The organism is Burkholderia latens (assembly GCF_001718795.1).
Taxonomy (GTDB): Bacteria; Pseudomonadota; Gammaproteobacteria; order Burkholderiales; family Burkholderiaceae; genus Burkholderia; species Burkholderia latens_A.
Genome location: NZ_CP013435.1, coordinates 1,334,139 through 1,353,421, shown reverse-complemented (window position 1 = coordinate 1,353,421; position 19,283 = coordinate 1,334,139). Strand labels below are relative to the sequence as shown.

At 68.9% G+C, this 19,283-nt stretch carries 21 protein-coding genes; 5 read left to right on the top strand and 16 right to left on the bottom strand.

Translation table 11 applies throughout. The features are described from left to right. Positions 1-40: 40 nt before the first annotated feature. The 5 genes from leuE to gloB all read right to left on the bottom strand — a co-directional run bounded on the left by leuE (position 41) and on the right by gloB (position 6,209). On the bottom strand, positions 41-712 hold the full coding sequence (gene leuE, locus WK25_RS06455; RefSeq protein ID WP_069241253.1) for a leucine efflux protein LeuE: 672 nt from the start codon (positions 710-712) through the stop codon (positions 41-43). Between the two features lie 37 nt (positions 713-749). Next, positions 750-1,895, bottom strand: a complete 1,146-nt coding sequence (gene carA / locus WK25_RS06450; protein ID WP_059544023.1) for a glutamine-hydrolyzing carbamoyl-phosphate synthase small subunit — start codon at positions 1,893-1,895, stop codon at positions 750-752. Positions 1,896-2,255: 360 nt separating this feature from the next. Then, positions 2,256-3,488 carry an MFS transporter gene (locus WK25_RS06445; RefSeq protein ID WP_069241252.1) on the bottom strand — a complete coding sequence of 411 codons (1,233 nt, stop codon included), beginning with the start codon at positions 3,486-3,488 and terminating at the stop codon, positions 2,256-2,258. 176 nt (positions 3,489-3,664) lie between these two features. Further along, positions 3,665-5,251 (bottom strand): transglycosylase SLT domain-containing protein, encoded by a 1,587-nt coding sequence (locus WK25_RS06440; RefSeq protein ID WP_040143896.1) that lies wholly within the window; start codon positions 5,249-5,251, stop codon positions 3,665-3,667. Positions 5,252-5,402: 151 nt separating this feature from the next. Next, positions 5,403-6,209, bottom strand: a complete 807-nt coding sequence (gene gloB, locus WK25_RS06435; protein ID WP_059543659.1) for a hydroxyacylglutathione hydrolase — start codon at positions 6,207-6,209, stop codon at positions 5,403-5,405. Positions 6,210-6,227: 18 nt separating this feature from the next. Between gloB and WK25_RS06430 the strand changes: the two genes are divergently transcribed. Genes WK25_RS06430 through dnaQ form a run of 3 tightly spaced genes read left to right on the top strand, consistent with a single transcriptional unit; the run spans position 6,228 to position 8,252 of the window. Continuing rightward, on the top strand, positions 6,228-7,040 hold the full coding sequence (locus WK25_RS06430) for a class I SAM-dependent methyltransferase (RefSeq protein WP_040143894.1): 813 nt from the start codon (positions 6,228-6,230) through the stop codon (positions 7,038-7,040). Then, a complete protein-coding gene (gene rnhA, locus WK25_RS06425) occupies positions 7,037-7,480 on the top strand; it encodes a ribonuclease HI (RefSeq protein ID WP_040143893.1) in 444 nt (147 codons plus the stop codon). The genes WK25_RS06430 and rnhA overlap by 4 nt, the downstream gene beginning before the upstream one ends. 37 nt (positions 7,481-7,517) lie before the next feature. Beyond that, complete coding sequence (dnaQ, locus tag WK25_RS06420; RefSeq protein ID WP_040143892.1) at positions 7,518-8,252, top strand: DNA polymerase III subunit epsilon; 735 nt, start codon at positions 7,518-7,520, stop codon at positions 8,250-8,252. 34 nt (positions 8,253-8,286) lie between these two features. Here the strand turns inward: dnaQ and WK25_RS06415 are convergent, their stop codons facing one another. Next, positions 8,287-8,619 carry a YnfA family protein gene (locus WK25_RS06415; RefSeq protein WP_040143891.1) on the bottom strand — a complete coding sequence of 111 codons (333 nt, stop codon included), beginning with the start codon at positions 8,617-8,619 and terminating at the stop codon, positions 8,287-8,289. 543 nt (positions 8,620-9,162) lie between these two features. On the opposite strand from WK25_RS06415, the gene proP reads away from it, so the two are divergent. Next, positions 9,163-10,647 carry a glycine betaine/L-proline transporter ProP gene (proP, locus tag WK25_RS06410; RefSeq protein WP_040143890.1) on the top strand — a complete coding sequence of 495 codons (1,485 nt, stop codon included), beginning with the start codon at positions 9,163-9,165 and terminating at the stop codon, positions 10,645-10,647. Positions 10,648-10,765: 118 nt separating this feature from the next. Here proP and WK25_RS06405 read toward each other — a convergent pair whose 3' ends face one another. Together WK25_RS06405 and WK25_RS06400 are read right to left on the bottom strand one after the other, a co-directional pair. After that, on the bottom strand, positions 10,766-10,963 hold the full coding sequence (locus tag WK25_RS06405) for a hypothetical protein (RefSeq protein WP_040144915.1): 198 nt from the start codon (positions 10,961-10,963) through the stop codon (positions 10,766-10,768). A 340-nt stretch (positions 10,964-11,303) separates the two neighbouring features. Continuing rightward, positions 11,304-11,933 (bottom strand): glutathione S-transferase family protein, encoded by a 630-nt coding sequence (locus tag WK25_RS06400; protein ID WP_069241251.1) that lies wholly within the window; start codon positions 11,931-11,933, stop codon positions 11,304-11,306. A 184-nt stretch (positions 11,934-12,117) separates the two neighbouring features. Between WK25_RS06400 and phaZ the strand changes: the two genes are divergently transcribed. Further along, a complete protein-coding gene (gene phaZ / locus WK25_RS06395) occupies positions 12,118-13,341 on the top strand; it encodes a polyhydroxyalkanoate depolymerase (RefSeq protein ID WP_069241250.1) in 1,224 nt (407 codons plus the stop codon). On the opposite strand, the gene WK25_RS06390 is transcribed toward phaZ, so the two are convergent. From WK25_RS06390 to mdcC, 8 genes are all read right to left on the bottom strand, one after another. Beyond that, complete coding sequence (locus WK25_RS06390; protein ID WP_069241249.1) at positions 13,328-13,996, bottom strand: phosphoribosyltransferase; 669 nt, start codon at positions 13,994-13,996, stop codon at positions 13,328-13,330. The genes phaZ and WK25_RS06390 overlap by 14 nt on opposite strands. Before the next feature lie 170 nt (positions 13,997-14,166). Beyond that, the gene (locus WK25_RS06385; RefSeq protein ID WP_069241248.1) at positions 14,167-14,688 is read right to left on the bottom strand and encodes a hypothetical protein; all 522 of its coding nucleotides are present in this window, start codon (positions 14,686-14,688) and stop codon (positions 14,167-14,169) included. A gap of 186 nt (positions 14,689-14,874) precedes the next feature. Further along, on the bottom strand, positions 14,875-15,804 hold the full coding sequence (gene mdcH, locus WK25_RS06380; RefSeq protein ID WP_069241247.1) for a malonate decarboxylase subunit epsilon: 930 nt from the start codon (positions 15,802-15,804) through the stop codon (positions 14,875-14,877). Next, positions 15,801-16,685: a triphosphoribosyl-dephospho-CoA synthase MdcB gene (gene mdcB / locus WK25_RS06375; RefSeq protein ID WP_069241246.1), complete on the bottom strand. Its 885-nt coding sequence runs from the start codon at positions 16,683-16,685 to the stop codon at positions 15,801-15,803. Before mdcB ends, mdcH begins: the two co-directional genes overlap by 4 nt. Continuing rightward, positions 16,682-17,350 carry a malonate decarboxylase holo-[acyl-carrier-protein] synthase gene (gene mdcG, locus WK25_RS06370; protein WP_069241941.1) on the bottom strand — a complete coding sequence of 223 codons (669 nt, stop codon included), beginning with the start codon at positions 17,348-17,350 and terminating at the stop codon, positions 16,682-16,684. Before mdcG ends, mdcB begins: the two co-directional genes overlap by 4 nt. Then, positions 17,337-18,044 carry a biotin-independent malonate decarboxylase subunit gamma gene (mdcE, locus tag WK25_RS06365; RefSeq protein WP_069241245.1) on the bottom strand — a complete coding sequence of 236 codons (708 nt, stop codon included), beginning with the start codon at positions 18,042-18,044 and terminating at the stop codon, positions 17,337-17,339. Before mdcE ends, mdcG begins: the two co-directional genes overlap by 14 nt. After that, entirely contained in the window at positions 18,031-18,966 is a 936-nt protein-coding gene (locus tag WK25_RS06360) for a biotin-independent malonate decarboxylase subunit beta (protein WP_040143882.1), read from the bottom strand. The genes mdcE and WK25_RS06360 overlap by 14 nt, the downstream gene beginning before the upstream one ends. After that, positions 18,963-19,277 (bottom strand): malonate decarboxylase acyl carrier protein, encoded by a 315-nt coding sequence (gene mdcC / locus WK25_RS06355; RefSeq protein ID WP_040143881.1) that lies wholly within the window; start codon positions 19,275-19,277, stop codon positions 18,963-18,965. The genes WK25_RS06360 and mdcC overlap by 4 nt, the downstream gene beginning before the upstream one ends. Between the last annotated feature and the right edge of the window lie 6 nt (positions 19,278-19,283).

Here is a 19,283-nt window from a genome sequence, read left to right as displayed (position 1 = left end):
TGGCGTTGTCGTGGCGTTGTCGTGGGTCGGCCGGCCGCGCTCAGCTCATCGTTGCGAGCGCAAGCTTCACCGAGAACCCGATGAACAGGCCGCCCACGCTGCTCGCCGCGGCCGCCGCGAGCTTGCGGCGGCGCCGGAAATGCTCGGCGAGGCGCGCGCCCGCGAAGATCAGCGTGCTCAGGTACAGGAAGCTCGCGCATTGCGCGATCGCCCCGAGCACGGCGAACGACAGCGCGGGATGCGGGAATGCCGGGTCGACGAACTGGATGAAGAACGAGATGAAGAACAGGATTGCCTTCGGATTCAGGAGGCTCACGAGCAGCGCCTTGCGGAACGGCCTGTCGAAAGACCGTTCGCCGTCGACCGCTTGCGGCACCTCGGCCGGTGCGTCGCCGCGCGCGCGCAGCTTGCTCCACGCGCCGCGCAGCATCCCGGCGCCGACGTACAGCAGGTACGCGGCGCCGCCGTACTTGACGACGGAGAACAGCAGCGGATTCGCCTTCAGCAGCGACGCGACGCCCGCGGCGGACAGCACCATCAGCACCGTGTCGCCGACGAATACGCCGCAGGCCGCGCGATAGCCGGCCTTCACGCCGCGCTGCGCGGCAAGCGACAGCACGTACATCGAGTTCGGCCCCGGCAGCAGGATGATGAAGACCACGCCGAACACGTAGGTCCAGATATCCGTGATGCCGAGTGCGTGGCCGAACATGATGTGAATCTCCCGTTCTTCGATGACTTCGGTTGCGTCAGGCGGTGCGCTGCTTCGCCGCGTCCATCAGTGCAGTGAAACGGTCGAACAGATAGCCGATATCGTGCGGGCCGGGCGACGCTTCCGGGTGGCCCTGGAAGCAGAATGCCGGCTTGTCGGTCAGTTCGAAACCCTGCAGCGTGCCGTCGAACAGCGACACGTGCGTCACGCGCGCGTTGGCCGGCAGCGAGTCCGCGTCGACCGCGAAGCCGTGGTTCTGCGACGTGATCACCACGCGCCCATCGCCGAGATCCTTCACCGGATGGTTCGCGCCGTGGTGGCCCGTTTTCATCTTCAGCGTCTTCGCGCCAACCGCGAGGCCCATGATCTGGTGGCCGAGGCAGATGCCGAAGGTCGGCACGCCGCGCTCGATGAATTCCTTGGTCGCCGCGATCGCGTAGTCGCACGGCTCCGGGTCGCCGGGGCCGTTCGACAGGAAGATGCCGTCCGGATTCAACGCGAGCGCGTCGGCCGCGCTTGCCTCGGCCGGCAGCACCGTCACGTGGCAGCCGCGCTCCGCGAGCATGCGCAGGATGTTGTACTTGACGCCGAAGTCATACGCGACGACGCGGTACTTCGGGGCTTCCTGCATCCCGTAGCCGCCTTCGAGGCGCCATTCGGTCTGCTTCCATTCGAACGGCTTCGTGGTCGACACGACCTTTGCGAGGTCCATGCCGGCGAGGCCCGGGAACGAGCGCGCGAGTTCGATCGCTTTTTCCGCGTCGTCGGAGCCGGCCAGGATGCAGCCGTTTTGCGCGCCCTTGTCGCGCAGGATGCGGGTCAGCTTGCGGGTGTCGATGCCGGCGATCGCGACGACGCCTTCGTCGCGCAGGTAATCGCCGAGCGTGCGGTCCATGCGGAAGTTCGATGCGAGCGTGGGCAGATCACGAATGATCAGGCCGGCGGCATGGACTTTCGTGGCTTCGACATCTTCGGCGTTCACGCCGTAGTTGCCGATATGCGGATAGGTAAGCGTGACGATCTGGCGCGCGTAACTCGGATCAGTCAGGATTTCCTGATAGCCGGTAATCGCGGTGTTGAACACGACTTCACCGATCGTATGGCCTTCGGCCCCGATCGAATAACCACGAAAGACCGTGCCGTCGGCAAGTGCAAGCAAGGCGGGAGAAAAAGACGGCAACACGGGAGGCTCCTTGGGGAACACCCTGCTGCCGACCTGTTTACCCTGCCGCGCGAGCGCCGCGCTGCGTATGCGCGCGTCGGACGCTAGCTGGACGCGACCTGCGTTGTCGGCACGCGAACCCGGCGCGTGGCGCACGAGGCTGCGCGGCATCGCCCGACAGGCGGCGTGCGGCGGATGAACGGGATGAGTGAGGTAGGCGCTAGGGTGCGAGGTTGATCAGCACAAACTTTCAAATTATAGCCCGAAAATGGCCCTATCTTCAATTGATATGGCCACCCGATCGCGTACGACGCGCGCGCCGCCACCGCAACCTTGCGCGGCATGCACGGTGCGGCCCCGTTTGCGCGACCGCCCTGCCCGTCAGCGTACCGCCGGATCGGCCTGCTTGCCAGCACCGCGCGCGGGCCACACGTACCACACCGCACTCGCGCACTGCAGCGCGAGCAGCGCGGTCCACGCGGTGACGTGCGCTGCAACCGGATAATGGCCGTCGGTGGCCGGCCAGTGCGACAGCACCGCGCCGATACCGATCTGGAACGCAAAGATCAGCACGAAGATCACGAGCGTGAGCGTCGTATTCGCGCGGCCGATCAACTGGGCCGGAAAGTGCGCGGCCAGCACCGCGTAGGTCAGAATCCCGACGCCGCCGAACATCCCGTACGCTGCCCACAGCACCGCGGGCGGCAGCGGCACGCGCATGACGATCGCCGCTTGCGTGAGCACGAACAGCGCCATGCCGGCGCCGCAGAATGCCTGCACGGACACGCCGCGCCGCTCGAGCATGCGGGCGGCCGCGCCGAAGCCGACGCAGCCGGCCATCATCGCGAAGCCGAGCACCGATACGAGCCGCGCGGCGTGCGGCGCATCGAAGCCCGCGACGTCGCGCAGGTACGGCCCGACCCACAGCGACTGCATCGCGTAGAACACGCCTTGCGTGACGACCGAGAACGACGAGATCTTCCAGAATGCGCGGCTGCTCAGGATGTGCCACGTGCCCTTGAACTGGCTCGCGAGCCCGCCCTGATGGCGCGGCTGCGCGGCTTCCGGCGCGCCGAAGCCGATCGCGGCCGCGACGACGATCGTCAGCGCCGCGAGGCCGCCACAGATTGCGCGCCAGGTCGTCACGCCGAGCAGCCAGGTCAGCGGCGAGCCGACCGCGACGCCGCCGAGGCCGCCGACGGCCATCACCAGACCGTTGACGAGCGGCAGCCGGCCGACCGGGAAATGCTGCGCGAGTGCCTTGAACGCCGCGCCGAGGCACACCGACACACCTGCACCGATCAGCAGCCGCCCGACCATCATCGCGCCGAGGTCGTGCGCGACGCCGAACACCGCGGCGCCAGCCGCCGCGAACAGCAGCATCCCGGCCGCCACGCGGCGCGGGCCGAAATGGTCGAGCAGCACGCCGGCAGGAATCTGCGCGCCGGCGAAGCCAAGGAAATAAAGGCTGGTGAGCAGCCCGAGATCGGCGGCCGACAGCCCGAGCTCGTGCGTGACGAACGGTGCGAAGCCGAGATTGACACCTCGGAACACGTACGACACGAAATAGCCGGCCGCAAACAGCGCGAGCACCCTCAGCTGCACCGACGTCATCGCTCCTCCTCGTTATCGGGACCTGGGCGAGGCAGCGGCGCCCCGCTTCCCGCTGCCGCGCATAAACGAAAACGCCGTCACCTCGGTGACGGCGTTGCTTCGCGTTTCGTCGGATGATATCGCAGCCGAGCGGCCGACGCCGGCCATCAAGCTGCGCTCTCGACTGCGCCGGGTCGTTACTTTTTCTTGCCCTTGTGCGCGGCGGCCTTCGGCGCCGCCTTCGCCGGCGCGGCCTTCGCGGGAGCGGCCTTCGCCGCGCGCGCCGCCGGCTTCGCGGCCGCCTGCTTTGCGCCGCGGGACTTGCCGCCCACGGACAAGCTCGCACGCTCGATGTGCGCACCGCCGGCCGACGTCGCAATCCGCTCCGGACCCGGTTCGGCCGGCACCGCACGGCCCACCGGCACGTGCAGCACGAGCGCCTGGCCCGGCATCGCCATATCGCGGTGCGTGCGGTTCCATGCCTTCAACTGCGCGACCGAGACGCCGTACCGGCCCGCCAGTGCAGCCATCGACTGCTTGCGGCGCACGCGGATCAGCATCTTGCGCGTGTCGGGCACGTCGGGCTCCATCGCGAGCACGCCGTTTTCCGCGACGTCCGCGCTGATGTCCTCGTCGTCGTCATCGCCACGCGGCACGACGATCGTCGAGCCCGGCTTCAGGCGCATGCCGGCCGGAATCTTGTTGACCGACATCAGCGTATCGGCGTCGACGCCGATCTTCTCGGCGATCGCAGCCGGACGCGCACGCTCGCTGACCGTGTAGGTAGTCCACGACGACAGCTGGCCGTTGTACGCCTTCAGGTTCTTCTCGAACGCCGCCGCGTTGTCGAACGGCAGCAGGATCTGCGGCTCGGTCGCGCCGAGGATCACCGGCTTCGAAAACGACGGGTTCAGCGAGCGGAACTCGTCGAGCGACAGATTGGCGAGCTTGGCAGCCACCGCCACATCGATGTCGCGGGATGTCGTGACCGTCACGAAATACGGGTGGTTCGGGATGTCCGGCAACGCGAGGCCGAACTGCTGCGGATTCGCGATGATGTTCTTCACCGCCTGCAGCTTCGGCACGTAGTTGCGCGTCTCGTTCGGCATCCGCAGGTTCTGGTAGTCGGTCGGCAGGCCGGCCGCCTGATTGCGCGCGATCGCGCGCTGCACGTTGCCTTCGCCCCAGTTGTACGCGGCGAGCGCCAGATACCAGTCGCCGAACATGTCATGCAGGCGCGACAGGTAATCGAGCGCGGCGCTGGTCGACGCCAGCACGTCGCGGCGCTCGTCCTGCCACATGTTGCGTTTCAGGTTGTACGTGCGGCCCGTGCCCGGCATGAACTGCCACATGCCCGCCGCCTTCGCGACCGACAGCGCCTGCGGGTTGTATGCGGATTCGATGAACGGCAGCAGCGCAAGCTCGGTCGGCATGTGACGCGCCTCGAGCTCCTCGACGATGTGATACAGGTACTTCTGCGAGCGCTCGGTCATGCGTTGCACGTAATCGGGCCGCTGCGTGTACCAGGTCGTCTGCATGTCGACGAGGTCGCTTTGCAGGTCGGGCATCTGGAAGCCGCGACGGATGCGCGCCCACAGATCGGAGTCGGCACTGGTCAGTTCGCCGACCGATTGCTTGTCGACGTCGACGGTTTCTTTGGCGGTGGCTGATTTACGGAGGTAGGCGGACGTCGCCTGCGAATCGGCGGCGTTGTTGGCGACAGGGGCCTGGCTCGCACACGCGGCGAGCAGCAGCACCACCATCGCACTCAATATAAGTCGCATGAAAATCTCGGCTTCCGACGGCTGGAAATTGCAGGCGATACTACGGAAGTGCGTGCTTCACGTCAATAAAAACACCGAAAACTCAGCGAAATCCTACATTTGCAGCAATTTTTACAGACGCCACCTGAGGTTTGGACTCCTCCGGAAAGCGTCATCGGAATCGGTTTTTCCACTCGCGCATCAGCGTGAACGCCGCGAGGCGATCCGGCACCGGTTCATGCAGCTCGGCCTCGAGCGTTGCGCGAATGGCAGCGCTGTCCGAGCGCATGAACGGATTGACGGCGCGCTCGTGCGCGATCGTGGTGGGCAGCGTCGGCTCGCCGCGGGCGCGCAGCGCGTGCGCGTCGTCGCGCCAAGCGGCGAGCGCCGCGTTGCCGGGCTCGCACGCAAGCGCGAAGCGGATGTTCGACAGCGTGTATTCGTGTGCGCAATGCACGCGCGTGTCGCCGGGCAGCGCCGCCAATGCATCGAGCGACGCGAGCATCTGCGCGGGCGTGCCTTCGAACAAACGGCCGCAGCCGCACGAGAACAGCGTGTCGCCGCAGAACACGTGAGGCGTCGCGGCGCCGCGGCCGGCCGCCTGAAAGTAGGCAATATGGCCGCGCGTATGGCCCGGCACGTCGAGCACGTCGAATGCGAGCGCAGGGGCGTCGAGCGTCACGCGATCGCCGCCCGCAAGCGGCTGCGTGACCACGCCGATCGCCTCGGCCGACGGGCCGTATACGGCGAGCGGCACATTGTCCGGTTGGCTATCGCGCAGTGCCGCGACACCGCCGACGTGGTCGGCGTGATGGTGCGTGAGTAAAATAGCGGTCAACCGCCAGCCGCGCTCCGCAAGAACACGGCGTACCGGAGCGGCTTCACCCGGGTCGACGGCGATCGCATCGCGGCCGTCGGAGACAAGCCAGATGTAGTTGTCTTCGAATGCCGGCACCGGCACGTATTCCAGCTCGTTCATGGGCGCGCAATCATCGTTATGTCCGATCGTCAAATTATAGACTGGCCCGCCTGGACCGACTCGCCGCCCGGCCGCTACGTGCTCGGCTGGGAGCAAGCCCAGCTCGACCGGATCGTGTCCGACGTGTTCGGCTTTCACGCGCTGCAGCTCGGGCTGCCGCAGCTCGATGCGCTGCGCGAGAACCGCATGCCGTATCGCGGCCTCGTCCTCGACCCGGCGAGCGGCGCGAGCGCACCGTACCAGTATCCGTGGGCAGGCGACGCGCACGCGAGCACCCATGCGCCGGCCGATCGCAGCACGACGTGGTGCGACCTGCTCGACCTGCCGTTCGAGTCGCAGAGCGTCGACCTGATCGTGATGCCGCACACCCTTGAATTCACGTCGGACCCTCACCGGCTGCTGCGCGAGGCGGAGCGCGTGCTGATGCCGGAAGGCCAGCTCGTGATCACCGGCTTCAACTCGCTGAGCCTGTGGGGAATGCGGCAATCGTTCGGACGCATGGCGAACCGCCCGTTCGTACCGGCCGCGCGCGACCAGATCGCGTTCATCCGGCTGAAGGACTGGATCAAGCTGCTCGGCTTCGATCTCGAGCGCGGCCGCTTCGGCTGCTACCGGCCGCCGCTCGTCACCGACAAGTGGCTGGCCCGCTACGGCTTCATGGAAGCCGCCGGCGACCGCTGGTGGCCGATCTTCGGCGCGGTCTACATGGTGACGGCCGTCAAGCGCGTGCGCGGCATGCGCCTCGTCGGCCCGATCCGGATGAAAAAGCCCGTGCTCGCGCCGGGCCTGACGCCGGCCGCCACCCCGACCACCCATCAAGAAAGTTCATGACCACCGACACCATCGACATCTATACCGACGGCGCCTGCAAGGGCAATCCCGGCCCCGGCGGCTGGGGCGCATTGCTGCGCTACGGCGACCGCGAAAAAGAGCTGTTCGGCGGCGAGCCCAACACGACCAACAACCGCATGGAACTGATGGGCGTGATCGCCGCGCTCGAGGCGCTGAAGCGGCCGTGCCGCGTGATCGTCCATACCGACTCGCAATACGTGCAGAAAGGCATCAGCGAGTGGATTCACGGCTGGAAGAAAAAAGGCTGGGTCACCGCGGCGAAAACGCCGGTGAAGAATGCCGACCTGTGGAAGCGGCTCGATGCGCTCGTCGTCCAGCACGACGTCGAATGGCGTTGGGTGAAGGGTCACGCGGGCCACCCCGAAAACGAACGCGCCGACGCGCTCGCGAATCGCGGCGTCGAATCGCTCGCGGCCTGAATCCGGGCCGCCCTCCTTTTTTCCCGATTTATCCGACATGCGCCAGATCATTCTCGATACCGAAACCACCGGCCTGAACCCACGCACGGGCGACCGCCTGATCGAAATCGGCTGCGTCGAGCTGCTGAACCGGCGGCTCACCGGCAACAACCTGCACATTTACGTGAACCCGGAGCGCGACAGCGACCCGGGGGCGCTCGCCGTGCACGGCCTCACGACCGAGTTCCTGAGCGACAAGCCGAAGTTCGCAGAAGTCGTCGACCAGATCCGTGACTTCGTGAAGGACGCGGAGTTGATCATCCACAACGCGCCGTTCGACCTCGCGTTCCTCGATGCCGAATTCGCGCGGCTCGGCCTGCCGCCTTTCACCGAACATTGCGGCGGCGTGATCGACACGCTCGTGCAAGCCAAGCAGATGTTCCCGGGCAAGCGGAACTCGCTCGACGCGCTGTGCGACCGCTTCGGCATCAGTAACGCGCACCGTACGCTGCACGGCGCGCTGCTCGACTCGGAACTGCTCGCCGAGGTCTATCTCGCGATGACGCGCGGCCAGGACAGCCTCGTCATCGACATGCTCGACGACGTCGGCGGCGACGGCAACGCGGCGAACGGCCAGCGCGTATCGCTCGCGGCACTCGAGCTGCCCGTCATCGCGGCAAGCGACGACGAGCTCGCCGCGCACCAGACCCAACTCGACGAGCTCGACAAGTCGGTCAAGGGCACCTGCGTGTGGCGCCAGTCCGCCGACGCGGACACCGCGAAGGCTGCCTGACGCGCAATCCCGCCGCGCCGCGCGCGGGCCGGGCCTATGCGCGCGGTTGCAGCGCGATCAGCGCCATCCCGCCGAGCGCGAGCAACGCGCCCGCCGCATCCCAGCGTGTCAGCGCGACGCCGTCGACCGCCCGCAACCAGATCAGCGCCACCGCGATATACATGCCACCGTACGCCGCGTACGTGCGCCCGGCCGCGCTCGGGTGCAGCGTCAGCAGCCACGCGAACAGTGCGAGCGACAGCGCGGCCGGCGCCAGCAGCCAGACAGGGCGCCCGGCCTTCAGCACGAGCCACGGCAGGTAGCAGCCGACGATTTCCGCCAACGCGGTAACGGCGAACAGCGCCGCGATCCTGATCAGTTCGGTCATCCGGTTCCTCGCAGATTCGCCGCCGCATCCGGCGCACGGCGCGGCCTCTCCGCGCGCCGCCGATCATACCGGAGCATGCGCCGCCGAAACCGCCAGCCGACGGGGGGTTTCGACGCAATTTGCACGATCATCTGCCATCGTGCTACCATATCGCCTGTTTCAACATTCAATCTCTGTCTATTCGATTTCGCAAGAAATCCGTCCCCGCCCCGCGGGCTGGCGCTTCGACCGAAATCGCAAATCACAGAAAAGCCCGCCCGACAGGCCCGCTTTTCTCGTTTCGCTGCCCCTTCGGGGCGCTTGCCGGCGCGCAGGACTCCGTCCGCACCGGCATTCCGCCGCTCGCATCACGCGGCCCATTCTTCATGAGCGCACCGTCGCGACGGCCCATCGGGCCCGCGTCGAAGCAGTCCCTTGCGTCTTCTTGCCGCCAGTCGTGCAGTAAGCGCTTAAAGGCCTGCCCCGACGCGTAGCGCACGACCGAGCGCTTGCCGGCAAACCGTGTCGGACGGCCCGCCCGTTCCGGCGCAGTCAAAGGAGTGCATGACCTTGACCGCAACACACGTCAGCCCGACCGCTGCTTCTTCCACCCCGTCGTCCGGCGCAGCCTCGCTCGCCGCGGACGACATCACCGTCGTCGACCAGAGCCTGCTCAAGCGCGCCGTCAGCGCGATGGCCATCGGCAACGCGATGGAATGGTTCGATTTCGGCGTCTACAGCTATATCGCCGTCACGCTCGGCAAGGTGTTCTTCCCGTCGAGCAGCCCGTCCGCGCAGTTGCTCGCGACTTTCGGCACGTTCGCGGCCGCGTTCCTCGTGCGTCCGCTCGGCGGCATGGTGTTCGGCCCGCTCGGCGATCGCATCGGCCGCCAGCGCGTGCTCGCCGCAACGATGATCATGATGGCCGTCGGCACGTTCGCGATCGGCCTGATCCCAAGCTACGCGTCGATCGGCATCATGGCCCCGATCCTGCTGCTCGTCGCCCGCCTCGTGCAGGGCTTCTCGACCGGCGGCGAATACGGCGGCGCCGCCACCTTCATCGCCGAGTTCTCCACCGACAAGCGCCGCGGCTTCATGGGCAGCTTCCTCGAGTTCGGCACGCTGATCGGCTACGTGATGGGCGCCGGCGTCGTCGCGCTGCTGACCGCGTCGCTGTCGGAAGAAGCGCTGCTGTCGTGGGGCTGGCGCGTGCCGTTCCTGATTGCGGGCCCGCTCGGCCTGATCGGCCTGTACATCCGGATGAAGCTCGAAGAAACGCCGGCGTTCAAGCGGCAGGCTGAAGAGCGCGAAGCGCAGGACAAGGCCGTGCCGAAGGCGCGCTTTCGCGAAACGCTGATGCGCAACTGGCGCGCGCTGCTGCTCTGCGTGGGCCTCGTGCTGATCTTCAACGTGACCGACTACATGGTGCTGTCGTACCTGCCGAGCTTCATGTCGTCGACGCTGCACTTCGACGAATCGCACAGCCTCGTGCTGGTGCTGATCGTGATGGTGCTGATGATGCCGCTGACGCTCGCCGCGGGCCGCCTGTCCGACACGATCGGCCGCAAGCCCGTGATGCTGGCCGGCTGCGTCGGTCTGCTCGTGCTGTCGATCCCGTCGCTGCTGCTGATCCATGCGGGCACCACCGCGTCGGTGTTCGGCGGGCTGCTGATCCTCGGCGTGCTGCTGTCGTGCTTCACCGGCGTGATGCCGTCGGCGCTGCCGGCGCTGTTCCCGACCGAAATCCGCTACGGCGCGCTCGCGATCGGCTTCAACGTGTCGGTGTCGCTGTTCGGCGGCACGACGCCGCTCGTCACCGCGTGGCTCGTCGATGTCACCCATAACCTGATGATGCCCGCGTACTACATGATGGGCGCCGCCGTGATCGGCATCGTGTCGGTGGTCGCGCTCGCCGAAACCGCGCGTCAGCCGCTCAAGGGCTCGCCGCCGGCCGTCGCGACGCACCGCGAAGCGCACCAGCTGGTACGCGAGCTGCGCGACGAAGAAGATACGGAGATCTATGGCGTGGTGCGGACCGCGCGCGCGTAAGCGCCACCTCGGTCGTCCATGAAAAAGCCCCGGCCGAAGCCGGGGCCCGATCGAATCCGAACTGCCCGACCGGCTCGCGCCGGCCGGGCATTTCTTTATCCATGCGACGAATGCGCGTTCAAGCGTGCGCTTCGCAGTCGCGGCAGAAAATCAGTGCGCGCGAACGCGACACCGCTGCTTGCGCGCCCCGCGCAGCGACGATCAGCCCAACCTGGCCGAGATTGAAGTCGCGCTCGACCATCAGCTGCGTCAACGCGGCAAGCGGCAACACGACGGACGGGTGGTACAGACTCGATTCGATCAGCGCTCTCATCATCGGCTCCATCTGGCAATGCGTATTCGATGGAATGAATTCTAGGGAGGGGCCGCCTGCGGATAAACGGCGCGAATGCGAAGTCACTTGTCAGCGCGCGAGAACAATCGGCTCATGCTTGCCCGTCGGAGCTGAGCGGGCGCAGGCCAGCGGCGCGAGCGAGCGAACCGACGGACGCGATCGGGCTTACCGGCTATCGCGCCCGAGGCAAGCGCGCGGCCGGCAACACCCGCCAATAGCGGTCACCCCATACCGTGCCGGAGAGCCGAACGCGCCTGGGAACGCAGCCGGCCCGCCGGTCATACCCGGCCCTCCCCGTCACGCCGGCGCAAACATCCGCGCGTCAGGCGAGCGGCGTCTGCACGAATGCCGGCAGCGCCTCCGCCCGTGCGGAATGCGCGGCAAGCGCCGGATAACGGGCCGGATCGATTCGCGCGAGTGCCGGGTAATCGGCTGCCATGAACTGCGTGAAGCGCCACGCGACGGCCACGGTCACATCGGACTGTAGCGGCCGCGCGCCGCCGAGCCAGCCGTTCGCGGCCGCAACGAGCGGCTCGAGCTGGCCATATGCGGCATCGAGCTGGCTCAGCACGCGCTCGAGCCACGGCGCGTGCTGCTTGTCGGCCGGCCGCAACGCGTGCTCGTACACGACCTGCACCGTCTTCTCGGCCGCCGCCAGCGCGAAGCCGACCGGCACGAGCGCGCGCAGCCGTGCGTCGGCGGCGTCGGGCAGCAGCCGCCGCTCCGGCGCGACGCAGTGGTCGAGGTAGTCGACGATCAGCGACGAATCGATCAGCGTCGCGCCGTCGTCGGTCACGAGCGTCGGCGCCTTCACGACCGGGTTGAATGTCTGGAACTGCTCGAATTGCCTGAACACCGACACCGACTCGTGCTCGAACGGCAGGTCGAGCAGCTTCGCCGAAATGGCGACGCGGCGCACGAACGGGGAATCCAGCATGCCGATCAGCTTCATCGCAAACGCTCCGCTTGAGTAAGTATGGCGAAATGGTGGGACCAACGACTGTAGCAGCGCAGTGTGTCGCCGCCTAGCGCGTCGCATCGTTGACTTGCATCTGCCAGCGGCGTTTCCGATACCCCGCGCCGCAGCCGGAATGACCATAATGCAGATTCACGCTCCTTCCGCCCCAAGGTTCGCCATGTGGTACGCCGTCGTCGAGCAGCAGCGGGAATGGATGCGCGCCTGGCGCGCGGCGACGCGTCACACGTTCGACGTCTGGCCTGTCGCCACGCTGCCGCACGCCGCGTCATCGTGCTACGACGACCTGTTCGAGCCGCTGCTCGGCCCGGCTGTCGGGCCGCCGCGCTTCGAGATCCGGCGACCGGCCGTAGACGAGCAGGTCGTCGCACGTACGCCGTTCTGCCAGTTGCGGCGCTTCGCGCGCAACGACGCGCGGCGCACGGTACTGTTGTGCGCGCCGCTCGCTGGCCATGCAGCCGTGATGATGCGGGAGACCGTCGAGGCGCTGCTCGCCGATGGCGACGTCTGCGTGACCGACTGGATCAACGCACGCGACGTGCCGCTCGCGGCCGGCCGCTTCGGGCTCGACGAGTACGTGGCGACACTCGACGGCTTCGTCGACGCGCTCGTGCGCGCCGATCGGCCGCTGCACGTCGTCGCGGTGTGCCAGGCAACCGTTCCGGCGCTGGGTGCGCTCGCGCTGCGCGCGGCGCGCGGCCTGCCGCCGCCCGCGAGCGTCACGCTGATCGGCGGCCCGCTCGATGCGCGCGTCAATCCGACGACGCTCGGCACCACCGCCGCGTCGCGCTCGCTCACGTGGTGCCGCCGCCACCTGATCGACATCGTGCCGCCCGGCTTCCCCGGCCAGGGGCGGCACGTGTTCCCAACCTATCTTCAGCAAGGCGAGATCGCGTTGCTGTACCCGCAGCGGTTCGTCGCGCTGATCGAGGACTACGCGCGCGCCGCAACGCGCTTCGACCTGAGTGCGCTGGCCGACGCGCGGCGCGCGCTGCGCGAATACACGGCGTTGCTCGACATGCCGGCAGAGTATTTCCTGGATACCGTCGACATCGTGTTCCAGCGGATGTGTCTGGCGAACGGCACGTGGCGCGTGGGCGGCCAGCGCGTTGACCCCGCCGCGCTGCGCGGCGTCGCGCTGCTGACGATCGAAGGCGGCCGCGATGCGGTGACCGGCGCAGGCCAGACCCATGCGGCGCTCGATATGTGCGGCGGGCTCACGGCCCGCGAACGCCACCGCATCGATATCGACGATTGCGACCACTACGGGCTGTTTACCGGCGAGCGCTGGCTCGCCGACGTCCATCCGGCGCTGCAGCGCGCGTTCGCGCAAGCCGAGGCCAAGCGGCCGCGCGCGCGCCGGCGTCCGGTCAGGCGGACGTGAGGCCGTCGCCACGCGCGCGAGCCGCCTCGAGCAGCGCGCGGACTTCGTCGTCGCCGGTCTGATCGAAACGCGCGTAGAACTGGCTGATCCCGAAGAACGGCATCGGCTGCGACACGGTCACGAACGCGTCGGCCAGGTCGTCGAACGCGTGGCGGGCAGCAGCCGGTGCGACGGGCGCGGCGGCCACGATCTGCGCCGGATGGCGCTCGCGCAGCGCCTGCAGCGCCACGCGCATCGACGCGCCGGTGGCGACGCCGTCGTCGACGACGATCGCGATCCGGCCTTCGACCGGCAATGGCGGCCGCGTGCCGCGATATAGCGCATCGCGTCGCTGGAGTTCGGCGGTTTCACGCGCGACGATGTCGGCGAGCTGCGCATCGGTCACGCCCATCGAGCGGATCGCCGCATGCTGCAGGTGAATTGCCCCGCCGCTCGCGATCGCGCCGATCGCGAATTCGGGATCGGACGGCATCGCGAGCTTGCGCACGACCAGCACGTCGAGCGGCGCGGGTAGCCCGATCGCGACCGGATACGCAACCGGCACGCCGCCGCGCGGCAACGCGAGCACGACGACGTCGCGCCGCCCCGCATATTCCTGCAGCGCGCCGGCCAGCTTCCGGCCCGCGTCGGCGCGATCGGCAAAATACTCGGTCACGATCGGCTCCCTGCGTTACGCCGGATGCGCGACATGCGCGCCGGCGCCTGTTCAACGAGCATGGTTCATCGGCCGCGCCGATGCAAGCGGGGTCACACCGGCGCGAGCCGCAGGCGGATCGGGATCGCGAGGAAACGAGACAGGTAGCGCTCGTCCGCGCGAGCCGTCGGTCAGAGCCCGGCGGCCTGCCGGTACCGCCGCCAGAACGATTGCGTGTACGACTGCGCCAATTCCGGCGCGCGCTCGAATACGTTCATCGTCTCCGCGCGCGCGGCCGTGCCGTCGGACAGCGTGCTGAGCGCGACGCTGTCGTCGACGATCACGAAGCGCGGTGCCGGCTCGCCATGCCGCGAATCGATCGCGACGTCGATGCCGCCCGATTTCAGATAGCCGGCGCCGCTGTACCTGCCGGCGCGCACCGAACGCACCAGCAGAACCCGCACTTCGACCCCGCGCGAGCGCGCTTCACGCAGCGCCGCGGCGACCGCGGGCGGCACATAGTCGTAGCCGGCCAGCAGCACACGGCGCTGCGCGCCGCCGATCAGACCGACCGTCGCGTCCGACGCCGCATTGTCGTACGAAAAGTACGCGCCGACCGACGCGGCATCGGACGGAATATGGCTTGCGTGGGCAGTCGTCGCGTAGCTGAACGCGGCGAGAAAGAAGGCGGCTGGTCTCATGGCGGGCGCAATTGTAGCGATGCCAACTCGCGTGGCAAGCGCCTGCCGAAACGGTGCTGCGCCGGCGCAACACCCGGCGCGGAACGGCGGCCCGGCGACCGCGTTCGTGACACGATTTCGCGGCCGCTTGCGTGCGCTTTAGAGCCGGCTTTCCCGCCCTTTACAGCGCCGCGTTGCGGCCGTGTGCGGCCACGTGGGTCAGCCCTCGACGCGCTCGAGCCAGTTCGCGATACCGTCGAGCGAGCGGAAATCCGCGACGCTGCGCGCCGGCAACGCGGGATACGCGCCGCCGGCCATCTCGGCAAGCGCGCGGCCCGGGCCGAGTTCGAGAAACGCGGTCGCGCCGGCCTCCACACAGGCGGCGAGACACGCGGCCCATTCGACCGGCTCCGCGATCTGCCGCGCCAGCTTGTCGAGCCCCGCGTCGACATCGAGCACCGACGCGCCGTCGATCCCGGAAAACAGACGCGCACCAGGCAGCGGCCGGCGCACGGTCACGGCAGCCAGCGACGCACGAAACGCCGATACGGCCGACGCGAGCCGGCGCGTGTGCGACGCGATCCGCACGCACACGGGAGCGACGCGCGATGCGCCGTCGCGGGCCGCGTCGTCCGCCACGGCCGCAACGTCGGCCTGCCGCCCTGCAACCACGAACGCGTCGCCGGGATTCGCGATTGCGATCGCCGCGTCGCGGCCGGCGCATAGCTGCGAGAGCCGGGCGCGCGTCAATCCGCGCACGAACGCCATGCGTTCGTCACCGCCGCTTGCGGCATCCATCGCACGCGCCCGCGCGTCGGCGAGATCGAGCGCGTCGTGCGGATCGAGCATCCCTGCGACGCTCCACGACGCGACTTCGCCGACGCTGTATCCGGCAACACAGCGACGTCGCGGCAACACCGCATCGAGCAGCGCGGCCGCCGCGAGCGCCTGCAGCGTGCAGAGCATCTGCGCGGCGCGATTCTCATGCAGCGCGTCCGGCTCCGCCGTTTGCACCCAGTTGCGCGGATCGTCGCCGAGGAGCCGGCCCGCATGCGCGAACAGCGCGGCCGCCTGCGGTGCCGCACCGGTCAGCCCGAACATGTCCGCGCGCTGTGCGCCCTGCCCCGAACACAGGATCGCGAGCGTCATCGGCGCTCCTCGTCCGCTTCGAGCGCATCGACGAACACGCTCATCGCGAGCAGATCGGCCGCACCGCCCGGACTCAGCCGGCGCGCGACAAATGCACGATGCGCAGCCGCCGCACGCAGCCGCCAGTCGGGCGCGCGTATGCCGCCGCGGGCGACGAAGGCGCGGGCGGTCGCGCGTGCAAAGTCGAGCCCCGTCCGACCGCCGCGGTGCAGCAGATTCGTATCGTCGAGCGCGGCGATCAGCGCGAAGCACGCATCCACCCGCGCCGCGTGCGCATCGTTCGGCACGCAGCGCCGTGCGCGACGCAGCGCCGGCAAGCCGACGCGGTACACGGTCGTAAACCCGTCGGCCGCCTCGCGCCGCGCGCCGCCGACACCGTAGCGGCGGCTCGCCCGTTCGCCGTGGCTGTCCGGCAGCCGCGGGCCGCCGAGGATGTCGGCGCCCCAGCGCCGCGAGACGAGTTCGCCGAGCGTCATCGACCGGATCGCCGCGATCGCGCCCGGCGCCATGCGGCGGCCGGCCGCCGCACACAGCAAGCCAAGCCCGAATATCGCGCCGCGATGCGTGTTGACGCCGCCGGTCGCCGCAAGCATCGCGTGTTCCGCGCGCAGGCCGATCTTGCGCAGCACGGCCATGTCGGCATCGCGCGCGCCGGCGGCGGCGAGTTCTGCGAAGTACGGCCGCAACACGGCCGCGCTGCGCATGAACGTCGCGGCGTCCATGTCAGCATGGCTGCCGGTATCGACGTGACTCACGAGCCCCGGCTTCGGATACGTATCGATTTCGAGCACGAGACTGCGCTCGGCCAGTTCGGCGATGCGCTCGGCATCGGATGGCGCGGTTCGCGGCGCCGACGCGCGGCAGGCGGCCGATGCGCTCATCGTGCGCCTCCGGTAAAGGCGTCGGCAGACATCAGTTCGACGGCGCTAGCCGTCTTCACCGCGATCTCCGGCACCCGCACATGCAGCTCGCGCCAGTTCGCGCCCGCGCCGTCGACGCGCAGCAGTTCGCCGTCGATGCGCATCGGCGCGCGCGCGTCGAGCGCGGCCAGCCCGTCGAGCAGCGCGGCGACGGATGCGGCGTCCGGCAGCGGAAACACGATGTCGAGGTCGGAAGCGTCGCTCAGATAGCGCTCGCCCGTCAGCGCCTGCCACGCAAGGCTGCCGAACACGCGGCCCTGCACACCGCAGCGCGTGCCGAGCGCATCCAGATCGCGCAGCGTCGGATGCCATGCGTTGGGCGCGGCGGCAAGCACGTCGGCCGGTGCAGGCAGCGGACGAACCGACGCAAGCGCGTCGGCAGCCACGTTCAGCGCAACGCGCCGCTTGCCCGCCGATGGCGGCAGCGGCAAGCCGAGCGGCACGCGCTGCGCGTCGGCTTCGTCGGGCGATGCGCGGCGCACGATCAGCGGCCAGCCATGCGCGGCCCACGCCTGCACGAACGGATCGGCCGCCAGCGCGGGATCGCGCGCGCAAGCCGCGCCCCACCCCGCCGCCGTCAGCGTGACGAGCGTGTGGCGGCGCAGCGGTATGTCAGCGTGCGGCACGCGCAAGCGCCTCGACGCGCCGCGCGACGTCCGCCGCGACCGGCCGGCCGCGCGCGGCGCGGCCATCGTTGCGATCGGCCGGCTGGCCGAGCCATTCGGCCACCTGCGTATCGAGCGCGCGTGCCGGATCGAGCACGGCGTCGACGGCGCCCATCTTCACGAGATTGTCGAGCCCCGGCGCGAACACCGGCGTCGAGCGCGCCATTTCCTTCAGCACGTCGATCGGCAGCTTCGTCACGCGCGACATCGACGGCAGGTCCATCACCTCCGGCTCGGCGCCCGGCACCGCGAGCAACGTGCGCGTCGCGAGCGCGGTCGCGATGAACGCACCGGCTGCCGTATGGCCGTACAGCACGCCGATCGTACGGTGCCCGACAAGCTCCGCGTGCATCAGGCATTTCGCGAGATGCGACAAGCCTTCGTTCAGGCCGAGCAGTTCGTCGCGTTTGCTCATCCGCTGGCTGTCGCTGTCGACGAGCACGAGAACCGGCGTACCGCCGCCGCGCTCGATCGTGTCGAGCACGTGCGACGCGAGCGTCAGCGCTTCGTCGATGCCGAATGGGAGACGGTCGGCGACGCCGATCACGTCGACGCGCGTGCCGGCCAGTTCCGGGTGGCCGGCCAGCAGGCCGCCGGTTCGCGCGATCGAATGGCCGTGCGGGAACAGCGAGGTCAGTAGTTCATCGAGCGTCATGCTGCGGCTCCTGTAGCTGGTCGGCGAGCGTCGTGAATGCGTCGTCCGGCATGCCGGGGATCGCTTCGGGCCGGTCCGCGCCGAGTGCGCGCCACACGTCGAGTGCATCGTTGCATTCGCCGAACCGTTCGACGCGTGCTTCGAGACGCATCTGCTCCGCGCGCAGCATCGCCGCATCGAACTTCGGCGCGCGACCGAGCAGTTCGAGCGCGGCCGCGCGAAACGCGTCGGGCGTGTCGGCGACGTAACGGTCCGCCGCGCCGATCAGCCGGCGGTGCTTGCCGCCCATCGTGCGCCAGATCAGCGCGCGGTCCTTCGCATCGAACTCGTCGACGCCGCGATTGGTCTCGATCACCTCCGGCCCCGACACGCTGATGCGCCCCTGCTCCGACACCGCGAGCGCCGAACAGCACGCGGCGAGCAGCCCGCCGCCGCCGTAGCAGCCGGCACGCCCGCCGATCAGCCCGATCACCGGCACGCCGGCCGCACGCGCTTCGACGAGCGCCCGCATGATCTCGGCGATCGCGAGCTCGCCTGCATTCGCTTCCTGCAGCCGCACGCCGCCCGTATCGAACAGGATCAGCACCGGCGTGCCGAGATCGCGCGCGGCACGCAACAGCCCGGTGAGCTTCGCGCCGTGCACTTCGCCGAACGCGCCGCCCATGAAGCGGCCTTCCTGCGCGGCAACGAACACCGGCTTGCCGTCAAGCCGGCCGCGACCAACCACCATCCCGTCGTCGAACTGTTGCGGCAGGTCGAACAGCGGCAGGTGCGGGCTCGTCACGCGTTCGGCCGGCCCCAGAAATTCCGTGAAGCTGCCCGCGTCGAGCAGCCCGTCGACGCGCTGGCGCGCCGACGCTTCATACCAGCTCGCGCCGTTCGCGACGAACGCGGGCGCGTCGTGAATGACTTCGTTCGTCATGCGCCCCCCTCGATCGCGCGTACTGCCTGCGCGAGCCGCAACGACACCATGTCGGGCCGCGCGCCGCCGTCGTTGATCGACAGCTTCAGGCCGCCCGGTGTGCGACGTTCGACGAAGTCCGACACGACGGCCTGCCATACCGCGCCGAAACCGACCGCCGCGGTGCGGATGTCGATCTCGCATTCATTGCCCGGCAGCACGCGCTCGACGAGCACCTCGAGATTGCCGGATGCGACCACGCCGACGAGCGCGGCGGCCAGTTCGCCCTTCGCGCGTCCGCGCGCGGTGAAGCGATAGTTCAACTGTTCCATGCCCTC

Bases quoted from the DNA above. Each gene is read 5' to 3' on its own strand.
- leuE (WP_069241253.1), bottom strand. From the start codon at position 712: ATGTTCGGCCACGCACTCGGCATCACGGATATCTGGACCTACGTGTTC.
- WK25_RS06445 (WP_069241252.1), bottom strand. From the start codon at position 3,488: ATGACGTCGGTGCAGCTGAGGGTGCTCGCGCTGTTTGCGGCCGGCTAT.
- WK25_RS06440 (WP_040143896.1), bottom strand. From the start codon at position 5,251: ATGCGACTTATATTGAGTGCGATGGTGGTGCTGCTGCTCGCCGCGTGT.
- gloB (WP_059543659.1), bottom strand. From the start codon at position 6,209: ATGAACGAGCTGGAATACGTGCCGGTGCCGGCATTCGAAGACAACTAC.
- WK25_RS06430 (WP_040143894.1), top strand. From the start codon at position 6,228: ATGTCCGATCGTCAAATTATAGACTGGCCCGCCTGGACCGACTCGCCG.
- rnhA (WP_040143893.1), top strand. From the start codon at position 7,037: ATGACCACCGACACCATCGACATCTATACCGACGGCGCCTGCAAGGGC.
- dnaQ (WP_040143892.1), top strand. From the start codon at position 7,518: ATGCGCCAGATCATTCTCGATACCGAAACCACCGGCCTGAACCCACGC.
- WK25_RS06415 (WP_040143891.1), bottom strand. From the start codon at position 8,619: ATGACCGAACTGATCAGGATCGCGGCGCTGTTCGCCGTTACCGCGTTG.
- proP (WP_040143890.1), top strand. From the start codon at position 9,163: ATGACCTTGACCGCAACACACGTCAGCCCGACCGCTGCTTCTTCCACC.
- WK25_RS06405 (WP_040144915.1), bottom strand. From the start codon at position 10,963: ATGATGAGAGCGCTGATCGAATCGAGTCTGTACCACCCGTCCGTCGTG.
- WK25_RS06400 (WP_069241251.1), bottom strand. From the start codon at position 11,933: ATGAAGCTGATCGGCATGCTGGATTCCCCGTTCGTGCGCCGCGTCGCC.
- phaZ (WP_069241250.1), top strand. From the start codon at position 12,118: ATGTGGTACGCCGTCGTCGAGCAGCAGCGGGAATGGATGCGCGCCTGG.
- mdcH (WP_069241247.1), bottom strand. From the start codon at position 15,804: ATGACGCTCGCGATCCTGTGTTCGGGGCAGGGCGCACAGCGCGCGGAC.
- mdcB (WP_069241246.1), bottom strand. From the start codon at position 16,685: ATGAGCGCATCGGCCGCCTGCCGCGCGTCGGCGCCGCGAACCGCGCCA.
- mdcE (WP_069241245.1), bottom strand. From the start codon at position 18,044: ATGACGCTCGATGAACTACTGACCTCGCTGTTCCCGCACGGCCATTCG.
- WK25_RS06360 (WP_040143882.1), bottom strand. From the start codon at position 18,966: ATGACGAACGAAGTCATTCACGACGCGCCCGCGTTCGTCGCGAACGGC.
- mdcC (WP_040143881.1), bottom strand. From the start codon at position 19,277: ATGGAACAGTTGAACTATCGCTTCACCGCGCGCGGACGCGCGAAGGGC.